Origin of the sequence: Hyella patelloides LEGE 07179 (assembly GCF_900659865.1) — a bacterium.
Classification (GTDB): domain Bacteria; phylum Cyanobacteriota; class Cyanobacteriia; order Cyanobacteriales; family Xenococcaceae; genus Hyella; species Hyella patelloides.
The window spans coordinates 1-3,710 of the sequence record NZ_LR214395.1; the positions used below are offsets into that span (position 1 = coordinate 1).

Genomic DNA, 3,710 nt, shown 5'->3' on the forward strand with positions numbered 1-3,710 from the left:
ATGTGCATATGGGCAAAAGTCGGAAAGATTAAAGATTTTCGGAAGCTGGATGCATCGAAAGAGGCACGTCCAGATTTCACAGAGAGGTGCGGAGGGTTATACCTCCCATCGACTCTACCAAAGAGCGGATATTAGCTTGTAGTACAAAGAACGACTTAATTAAATTACTGGCAACAACAGGGGCGAGTGAACCAGAAATTAACTGGCTGAGAGAGAACTATTTAACATTGGCTGAAAAGGCGCATTTAGAGCTAATTCTTTCATCAACTCAAGGAAACCTTTTCCATCAGCCAGAGCCTACCCCAAGAGGGGAAATAGTTGAATACCGATTATCGGAGATTATTGAGTCAATAGATGAAGAAATGAAACGATTGGGATGGGGCAAAGAGCAAGGAATCAAACACTTAATGGAGAAATATGGCAAAAGAAGCCGAATTCATCTTTCTGATAATCAGTTACTAGAGTTTTGGGATTACCTAAAGTCATCTGATTGAAGATTGGAGATTGAAGATTGAAGATTGACCCCATAAATGAATTTAGGGGCTTGGGATTAATCTAAAATCCAAAATTCTTTAATCTAAAATTTCTCGGTCAAAATCAATTATAGAAAGCGCAATCTCTTGTGGAGGAACAGTAGATGCAGAAAGAGATAGAAGCAGTGTTGAAAGAGATGGGGTTAATTGACCTCTCAGATATTCCCTACTTTGTGAAATATTATGAACTGGCGGTATCTGGTTTAACCCTAGATGAAATTATCCGAGAAGAAAACCAGGATGCTCTAATGGAAGTGATTCAAGTATTTAACGAGGAGCGAGAAAAAATTATCACTCACTTTGTTGTGGAAAATATTAGAAAATATAGAAAAGCTCTCGGCATTGAATATGATGAGATGAAAGGGAGGATTAAACAAAGATACGGTGTTCAGAAAACAGGAGAATTATCTCCGCATCAGTGGCAAGAAATAGAAACCAATCTAATTTGGGACTACGAGAATGTTGAGTTCTAAGAGATCAAATATTGCTTGAAGCTGAAAAAGATTTGCCCAGAAAATTGAAGCTAAAGAGACAATCTTATAATTGATAAAATTTGGAAAAAACAGATGAAAACGGTTTGTAGAGAAATCAAATGTCCTTATTGGAAAGAAAAATCTTCTCAATGTACTCGATATTCCATAAGTGCTTCTGTGTGTCATATTATTCGCGATCCTGAATTTTCAGCGTCGAATCTCTTGACAACCGAATATGCGATTCATGGCGAAGACGCATTTGATTTTGTAGGACTGAAGAACCAACACGATTGCTGGCTGAAAAAAGACTTAAGATATCAAAGAGATTTGGAATTAAAACAAAAAGTAACTTGGGCGGATTCTCTACTACCCAATTTGACGATAGATGCCATTTAGTAACGATCGCACTCATGGCGAAAGATCAATTTGAATCAATTAAGAAGTACATCTAAATGATGAAAATTAAAAGGACATTAATAGTAATACAGAACAAGGTCAAAGAGAAATCTTGAATTTTCTAGAAAATAAAATTAATTGTTATTTGAATAAGTTAATTGAATTAGCTTGGTTCGTTCTAGGAATTTTTATTTTTACCCTCAAGAAAATACCTCAAAATCATCTAATAGTTGATGATATTTATTACTTGTTGATAGCGATTCCTTTATATTATTGTTTCTATTGTTATTACGTGTCAATGAGGTTTTTGCTCTTAATTAAGAATCTAGTGAAATAATAAATGGATCGCATTGACTTTGAGGGAACAAATGGTGTTTAATATTTAGTACTAGAGTATTAGTAAAGAGTTGGAAATAGTGTTTAATATTTAGTACTAGAGTATTAGTAAAGAGTTGGAAATAGTGTTTAATATCTAGTACTGGAGTATTAGTAAAGAGTTGGGAAAAAAACTATGGAAAGTTCATCTCAAGAAGTTGTTTTAGGGATCGACATTATAGAACAGGACGATAAGAAGACTGAATCAATTGCAAAAGAACTAGCCATACTCTGTAAAGCAATAAATGCCTATCATATAGCTTGTGGTGGAAGCGGTCTTATTATCGAGCTTGAATCGGTCTTGAACGCCAAAAAGAGCGTCTCTAGCTAAAAAACTGCCTGGGATGTTGAAGTTGATTGATGCTGCTATAGCAGAACTTAAAATAGCAGATGCCATAGCAGAAGATGAGAGCCAAGAGTAAGAATTCTCAGGGGACAACCCCCAGGACAACTGCGGGACAACCTGTGGGACAATCTAGAAACCCCATCAGACAAGGAACGGGACAACTGGGACAACTCTTTTAATCTTGTTTTGGTCTGCCCATAACAGGATAAGCTTTGACATAAAGAGGAGCAAATTTGAGGTCTATTTCTAATAAATAAGGATAATCTTCTCGAATAGCTTCAAGTGATTCCCCGCGAGCTATTATCTTGCCAAGATGATACACAGATAAGCGAGAATTAGGAAATACAGTCTGACCCCCCATAATATTAGTATCGTTTACTAGACAACTTTTCCATTCATTAAATTGAGAAATTAATTCGGATAATTCTTGACTAATACTATTCAGTTGTAAGATAAAAAATTTGGCAAATTCTACTGTTAATTCTTTTTCTTCAGTCGCTTTGACTATTTTTTCAGATAAAGAAGCTCGATATTGAACTGAAAACTCAAAGTTAATTTCTTTCAACGCACGTAAATATATTAACCCAGCAAAAGAAAGACGAGGTTTATTACTTAGAGGTTGAATAGGTTGAATAATGTTGTATTCTATTTCTTTATAAACTCGCTTAATTGGCAAGTAAGCCAAAGCTGCTGCTTCGTTTGGAGTAAATATTGCTTCCATGTTTTTATTAAGTATTCCCTATATAGGGAATACTATAACATATTCAATAAATATTGCTATGCCGAGACCGCTCTTGATTACTTATTTGGAATTTTCTCTTCTTCTTGACCAGGGCTTCACCCTGGTCAAGAATTGGTATGCCACAGTTAGAAAGTCACAATGGCAAAATTTAGAGAAAAGCAATTTGTGAATGAAGATGAACTAAAATCTCTAGGCGAGGGAAAAGTCGCTCTTGGAAGAGTCAAATAAAAATCTTTTAAATAAAACTGTTTTGGGTTGTCCAGGTTGTCCCAACCTATACAGAGTAAGGCTTCTAGGGTTGTCCCGTAGGTTGTCCCGTAGGTTGTCCCTTGGGTTGTCCCCTCTTCTTCACCTGAAAAAGAGCTATCGCGTGTCTAAAAAATACCCCATGCGTGTCTAGAATTTTTTGAGGGTGCATTAGGTGTGAGGGAGAATAATAGGACATAAGACGGTTGTTGGACGCTGATGTTTTTGAGGACAAACTTCGACAATAATCAAGACAGAGATGATCTCACCTCACGGGGGGAAAACAGCTTCAATTCTTCAACTGTCACAGACTACGTTGAGGTTGAAAATAATTTTCTTTTAAATTAAACAGCCAAAGTTGTCCTCGGAGTCCCAACCCAGACCTGGCAAGGCATGGAGGGTTGTCCCATGGGTTGTCCTATGGTTCTCTTTCCGCACGTCAAAATGTAATATGTAAAGATTATGTTTTTGCCCCCCAAGGCGATCGCGATCGGGCATCGCTGTGGCACTACGTGATCGCGCCTCTGAATTGCTCTACAAATCAATCAAAATGGGACGCTTTGATTAAATAATGTTAATCAAATAGTTTTCCCAGGGAT

Annotated in this window: 6 protein-coding genes; 5 read left to right on the forward strand and 1 reads right to left on the reverse strand. The window is 36.8% G+C overall.

All coding sequences use genetic code 11. The features are described from left to right. Positions 1 to 86: 86 nt before the first annotated feature. The 4 genes from H1P_RS35100 to H1P_RS35115 all read left to right on the forward strand — a co-directional run bounded on the left by H1P_RS35100 (position 87) and on the right by H1P_RS35115 (position 2,108). Positions 87 to 494 (forward strand): hypothetical protein, encoded by a 408-nt coding sequence (locus H1P_RS35100; RefSeq protein WP_144876382.1) that lies wholly within the window; start codon positions 87 to 89, stop codon positions 492 to 494. 143 nt (positions 495 to 637) lie between these two features. Further along, the gene (locus H1P_RS35105) at positions 638 to 1,006 is read left to right on the forward strand and encodes a hypothetical protein (RefSeq protein ID WP_144876384.1); all 369 of its coding nucleotides are present in this window, start codon (positions 638 to 640) and stop codon (positions 1,004 to 1,006) included. A 93-nt stretch (positions 1,007 to 1,099) separates the two neighbouring features. Next, positions 1,100 to 1,402: a hypothetical protein gene (locus H1P_RS35110; RefSeq protein ID WP_144876386.1), complete on the forward strand. Its 303-nt coding sequence runs from the start codon at positions 1,100 to 1,102 to the stop codon at positions 1,400 to 1,402. Between the two features lie 511 nt (positions 1,403 to 1,913). Beyond that, positions 1,914 to 2,108, forward strand: coding sequence for a hypothetical protein (locus H1P_RS35115; protein WP_144876388.1), 195 nt, complete (start codon positions 1,914 to 1,916; stop codon positions 2,106 to 2,108). A gap of 190 nt (positions 2,109 to 2,298) precedes the next feature. Here H1P_RS35115 and H1P_RS35120 read toward each other — a convergent pair whose 3' ends face one another. Next, the gene (locus H1P_RS35120; RefSeq protein WP_144876390.1) at positions 2,299 to 2,844 is read right to left on the reverse strand and encodes a DUF433 domain-containing protein; all 546 of its coding nucleotides are present in this window, start codon (positions 2,842 to 2,844) and stop codon (positions 2,299 to 2,301) included. 668 nt (positions 2,845 to 3,512) lie between these two features. Between H1P_RS35120 and H1P_RS37135 the strand changes: the two genes are divergently transcribed. After that, positions 3,513 to 3,683: a hypothetical protein gene (locus tag H1P_RS37135; protein WP_222427409.1), complete on the forward strand. Its 171-nt coding sequence runs from the start codon at positions 3,513 to 3,515 to the stop codon at positions 3,681 to 3,683. Positions 3,684 to 3,710: the final 27 nt, after the last annotated feature.

What these genes read in the sequence shown, in the direction of transcription:
- H1P_RS35105 (WP_144876384.1), top strand. Translation starts at nt 638, where the DNA reads ATGCAGAAAGAGATAGAAGCAGTGTTGAAAGAGATGGGGTTAATTGAC.
- H1P_RS35115 (WP_144876388.1), top strand. Translation starts at nt 1,914, where the DNA reads ATGGAAAGTTCATCTCAAGAAGTTGTTTTAGGGATCGACATTATAGAA.
- H1P_RS35120 (WP_144876390.1), bottom strand. Translation starts at nt 2,844, where the DNA reads ATGGAAGCAATATTTACTCCAAACGAAGCAGCAGCTTTGGCTTACTTG.
- H1P_RS35110 (WP_144876386.1), top strand. Translation starts at nt 1,100, where the DNA reads ATGAAAACGGTTTGTAGAGAAATCAAATGTCCTTATTGGAAAGAAAAA.